The organism is Stenotrophomonas sp. 2YAF22 (assembly GCF_052114665.1).
GTDB lineage: Bacteria > Pseudomonadota > Gammaproteobacteria > Xanthomonadales > Xanthomonadaceae > Stenotrophomonas > Stenotrophomonas indicatrix.
This window is the reverse complement of the sequence record NZ_JBFRFE010000325.1, coordinates 1-4,770: the sequence shown is the minus strand read 5'-3', so window position 1 is coordinate 4,770 and position 4,770 is coordinate 1. Positions and strand designations below refer to the sequence as shown.

Sequence of the window (4,770 nt, the reverse complement as noted above, 5' to 3'; positions counted from 1 at the left end):
ACAGCCGTTGGTCCGCACGCCTTTGCCTGCATTCACAATTTGCTACACCGGCCCCGCTAGGCTGGTTTTCCACTGGAAGTGGGCGGGTGACAAACCCGGCAACTTTCGGCACTGTCGTGGTGTCTGAACACCCTGCAGTCTCCCCCTTGGCAAGGCGCCTTCGAGCACGTCAATGAAATTCAAAGCCCCCGCATTCCTGATGGCCCTGGCGCTGGTCGCGCCGCTGGCGCTCGCGGCCAAGGCCGACTCACCGGCGTTGCCGGCTGCCGCCACCGCCGATCAGGTGACCACCTCCAAGCTGGTGTACGGCCTGTTGTCCGACAGCCGCTACGCTTACCGTCCGCGTGCGCTCGATGAAGCTACCTCCAAGGATGTGTTCAAGCGCTACCTGGAGACGCTGGACGGCGGCAAGCAGTACTTCACCCAGGCCGACATCACCCGCTTCGCGCCGTTCCAGGCTGGCATTGCCAATGCCATCCGCGGCGGCGAGCTGGAGCCGGCCTTCCAGGTGTTCGCGGTCTACAAGCAGCGCGTCGGCGAGCGCGTGGCCTATGCGCGCAAGCTGCTGAAGCAGGAACCGGATTTCACCACCGACGAGCGCTTCGAGTACGACCGCAAGGACGTGCCGTGGGCAGCGTCCAACGCCGAGCTCGACGAGCTGTGGCGCAAGTCGGTGAAGAATGACTGGCTGCGACTGAAGCTGGCCGGCAAGAAGTCCGATGACATCCGCAAGACGCTGGACAAGCGTTACGCCACCCTGGAAAAGTCGGTCAACGAGCTGAAGGGCGAAGACACCTTCCAGTTCTTCATGAACGCCTACACCAGCGCGGTTGATCCGCACACCGATTACTTCACCCCGCGTACCGCCGAAAACTTCAACCAGGCAATGTCGCTGTCGCTGGAAGGCATCGGCGCGCAGCTGCAGCGCCAGGACGACGTGGTGGTGATCCGCGAGATCATCGCCGGTGGTCCGGCGGCCGTGGACGGCACGCTGAAGCCGGGCGACCGCATCGTCGGCGTCGGCCAGGGCAAGTCCGGGCTGGTGGAAGATGTGATCGGCTGGCGCATCGATGATGTCGTGGCCAAGATCCGTGGCGCCAAGGACACCCAGGTGAAGCTGGAGTTCATTCCGGCCGAAGCGGGCGTTGACGGCAAGCACCACACTCTGGTGCTGACCCGGCAGAAGGTGCGCCTGGCCGAACAGGCCGCCAAGGGCGAGACCATGACCATCCCGGCCGCCAATGGCGAGCCGGCACGCAAGGTCGGCGTGATCAAGCTGCCGACCTTCTACCAGGACTTCGAAGGCCGTCGTCGCAACGCCACCGATTACGCGTCGGCCACCCGCGACGTGGCCAAGCTGCTGGCCGGTTTCAAGACCGACAAGCTGGACGGCGTGGTGCTGGACCTGCGCAACAACGGTGGCGGTTCGCTGGATGAAGCCATCGAGCTGACCGGTCTGTTCATCGAGCAGGGTCCGGTGGTGCAGGTGCGCGAATCCGGTGGCCGTGTCACCGTCAACAGTGACCGCAACCAGGGTGTGGCATGGGACGGTCCGCTGGCCGTGCTGATCAACCGTGGTTCGGCGTCGGCGTCGGAAATCTTTGCCGGTGCCATCCAGGACTACGGCCGCGGTCTGGTCATCGGTGAAACCAGCTTCGGCAAGGGCACGGTGCAGAACATCGTTGACCTGGACCGTTGGCCGAGCGGCGAAGCCCAGCGCTTTGGCCAGGTCAAGCTGACCATCGCCCAGTTCTTCCGCATCAGCGGCAGCAGCACCCAGCACAAGGGTGTGGTACCGGACCTGGCGTTCCCGGCCAGCGTCGATGCCAGCGAGTTCGGCGAGAGCACCTACGACAACGCGCTGCCGTGGACCCGCATCGCCGCGGTGCCGCACACCCAGTACGGCAACTTCGCGCCGCTGCTGCCGAAGCTGGAAACGCGTCACGACTCGCGCATCGCCACAGACAAGGAATTCCAGTGGTGGAACGAGGACGTGGAACAGTTCCGTACTGAAGCGGCGAAGAAGTACGTTTCGCTGAATGAAGCGACCCGTCGTGCCGAGCGCGAGCGCCAGGACACCCAGCGCAAGCAGCGCCAGATCGTGCGCAAGGAACTGGGCCTGGCCCTGGACCCGCTGGCCGATGACAGCAGCGATGACGGCCTGACCGGCAACGAGCGCGACATCGTCAAGGATGCCGCCCGCGAGAAGGCCGCCGAGAAGCGTCCGGATCCGTTGCTGCGTGAATCGGCCTCGATCCTGGCCGACGCGGTGAACCTGCTCGAGGCCGACCGTCCGCTGTCGGCGCAGGTGCTGCCGCAGTCCACCGCCGCAGGCCGCTGGGCCGACTGATTGACTGAAAAAGGGGGACGGAGGGATCAAGTCGTTAGTGGCACAAACGACTTGATCCTTCCGTCCCCTTTTTGCATGAACCGGGTACAACGGTGGCGGACGGGACCGGTGTTTTCGACCCGGCGCACACGGGCAGGGGGCTACCCTCGGGGATAACGTCTTCGCAGGAGTACCCATGCGGGCCTCCCTTCTTTCTGCTTCCCTGCTGGCTGCCACCAGTGCCTTGGCATTGACCGCCTGTGGCGGTCGTGCCGCCGACAGCAGTCTGCTGCGGGAGTCCTTCGACTCCGGCGACACCTTCTCGCGCACCGTCGATGGCCGTCCGGCCGAAGCCTGCGAAGCAGCCCGGCGCACGCTGCTCAGCCAGGGCTATGCGATCGCACGCTCGGACGATGCGCAGGTGGAAGGCAACAAGAACTTCCAGCCGCGCGAGGACGACCATGAGCAGCTGGTGCTGCGTATCTCGTGCGCGCCGCGTGGCAGCCAGGCGTTGGTGTTCGTCAGCGCCGTGCAGGACCGCTATGCACTGAAGAAGAGCCCGACCTCGGCCAGTGTGGGCGTGGGCGCGCTGGGTTCGGTGTCGCTGCCGTTCGGCAGCAATGACGACTCACTGGTGAAAGTGGCCAGCAGCACGATCACCGATGCCGAGTTCTATCGGCGCTTCTTCCAGCGCCTGCAGCAGTATCTGCCGGCGGCAGCAAAAGCAGAGCCGCAACCGCAGCCGGCCGCGTCGCCGCAGCCTCCTGCCGGGCCTGAGCCCGAACCAGCGCCGGCAGCAACGGACCAGGGCTGAGCGTGCGCGGCAGGGTGTTGGCATGGGCCCTGTTGCTGGGCTGGCCCCTGAGCGCGCTGGCCGCTACGGCCGAGTGCAGCCAAGGYCTGCTGCAGCGGCTGGGATGGCGCTTTGAAACCACAGCGGTCAGCGCGCCACAGGTGCAAGGTGGGCCGGTGTGCACGCGTGCCTCGCTGGCCGAGGCGCAGGCGGCCGGTGATCTGCGCGTGCGTTGGCCGGACACGATGGCCGACACCGATCGGCAGGCCCTGTTGCAGCAGTTGCTGGATGACCCGGCCACGGTCTGCGCCTACGCCTTTGAACTGGGCGCGGCCGTACAACGGGCCACCCAGGCACTGCAGGACAATGAGACCTTCCGCTTCACCGGTGTGCAGCTGGGCTGGATCGGCTTCGGCGCACGCGGCGCCCCGGCACAGGGATGGCAGCGGGTGCGCAGCTTTGGCCGCGGCTATGTACCGGCCGCCAGCAACAGCCGCGCACTGGATGCGTTCTATACGGGCCACGTTCGCGCCGAGTGCGGCGTCGGCCGCCAAGTCGCGCAGCTGGCCACGCAGCGCGAGCTGTACGGCGATGCCGCCTTCGATGCGGAATTCGCGCCCGCCGAACTGTCCATCGGCACCTTCCTTGGCCTGCACGACACCGACAGCATCCTGCTGGGCGCGCAGGCCGGCCAGTTCCTGGCCGACGGCAAGGCCGTGCGCACGTCGGCGATGGGGCGGCAGGCCTTTGTCGGGCTGCCGGGCTTCATCGAACACGTCTTCGACAAAGGCACCTTGGACGATTTGAGCAACCAGGCCGAGAACTTCGTTGTGGTGGAGGTGGGCGAAGGCGCGGCGCAGGCACTGGCGGAGCACGGTGGCCTGGCCTGGTATGACCAACGCAACCGTGCCCTGTGGCAGCTGGCGCAGGGCATTCCGCGTGTCGGCCAACGCTATTTCGAGCGGTTGCTGTACCAACGCGATCCGGCGCTGCGTACTCAGTTGGCCCCGCGCTATCGTGACGTCGTGCAGCAGATGGACCAGTTGCTGGACGATCCGTTCTACCAGCAGTTCGTGATCTACGCGCACCCACGCGGTATACGTCCTGTCGGCTACCACATCATTCGCCTGCTCGATCGGAATCCGCGCACGCCGTTTTCCATCGACCTGGCGTTGCACAATCTGCATACCACGCTCTACCGGCGTTGGCGCGAGGCGCAGTTGCGCCACTGCGCAGCCACCGGCAGGCCAGGCAGCCTGACCCTAGACCCCAACTGAAGGTGAAACAATGGATATTGCAATGATCGGCCTCGGCCGGATGGGCGCCAACATGGCCCAGCGCCTGCACCGCGGTGGCCACCGCGTTGTCGGCTACGACCCGGGCGAGGGCGCCCGCCAGCGCGCCGCCGAGGCCGGCCTGGAGGTGGTCGATTCGCTGGCCGCCGCAGTGGCCGCGCTGCCGGTGCCGCGCGTGGTGTGGCTGATGGTGCCGGCCGGCGAAACCGTGGACCAGACGCTGGGCCAGTTGACCCCGCACCTGGCCGAAGGTGACGTCGTCATCGACGGTGGCAACTCCAACTACCAGGACTCGATCCGTCGCGCCAAGGCGCTGGCCGAAGATGACCTGGGCTACGTGGACTGCGGCACCA

The 4,770-nt window shown here is 66.3% G+C and carries 4 protein-coding genes; all 4 read left to right on the top strand.

Annotated features, from left to right (window positions below; all coding sequences use genetic code 11):
• The first annotated feature begins 172 nt into the window (after positions 1-172).
• A complete protein-coding gene (locus tag AB4Y84_RS13490; RefSeq protein WP_442245034.1) occupies positions 173-2,350 on the top strand; it encodes a carboxy terminal-processing peptidase in 2,178 nt (725 codons plus the stop codon).
• 175 nt (positions 2,351-2,525) lie between these two features.
• Positions 2,526-3,143: a DUF2242 domain-containing protein gene (locus AB4Y84_RS13485; RefSeq protein ID WP_442245035.1), complete on the top strand. Its 618-nt coding sequence runs from the start codon at positions 2,526-2,528 to the stop codon at positions 3,141-3,143.
• A 17-nt stretch (positions 3,144-3,160) separates the two neighbouring features.
• The gene (locus AB4Y84_RS13480) at positions 3,161-4,399 is read left to right on the top strand and encodes a hypothetical protein (protein WP_442245037.1); all 1,239 of its coding nucleotides are present in this window, start codon (positions 3,161-3,163) and stop codon (positions 4,397-4,399) included.
• A gap of 10 nt (positions 4,400-4,409) precedes the next feature.
• The coding region (locus AB4Y84_RS13475; protein ID WP_442250274.1) for an NAD(P)-binding domain-containing protein at positions 4,410-4,770 on the top strand (361 nt) is incomplete at its 3' end.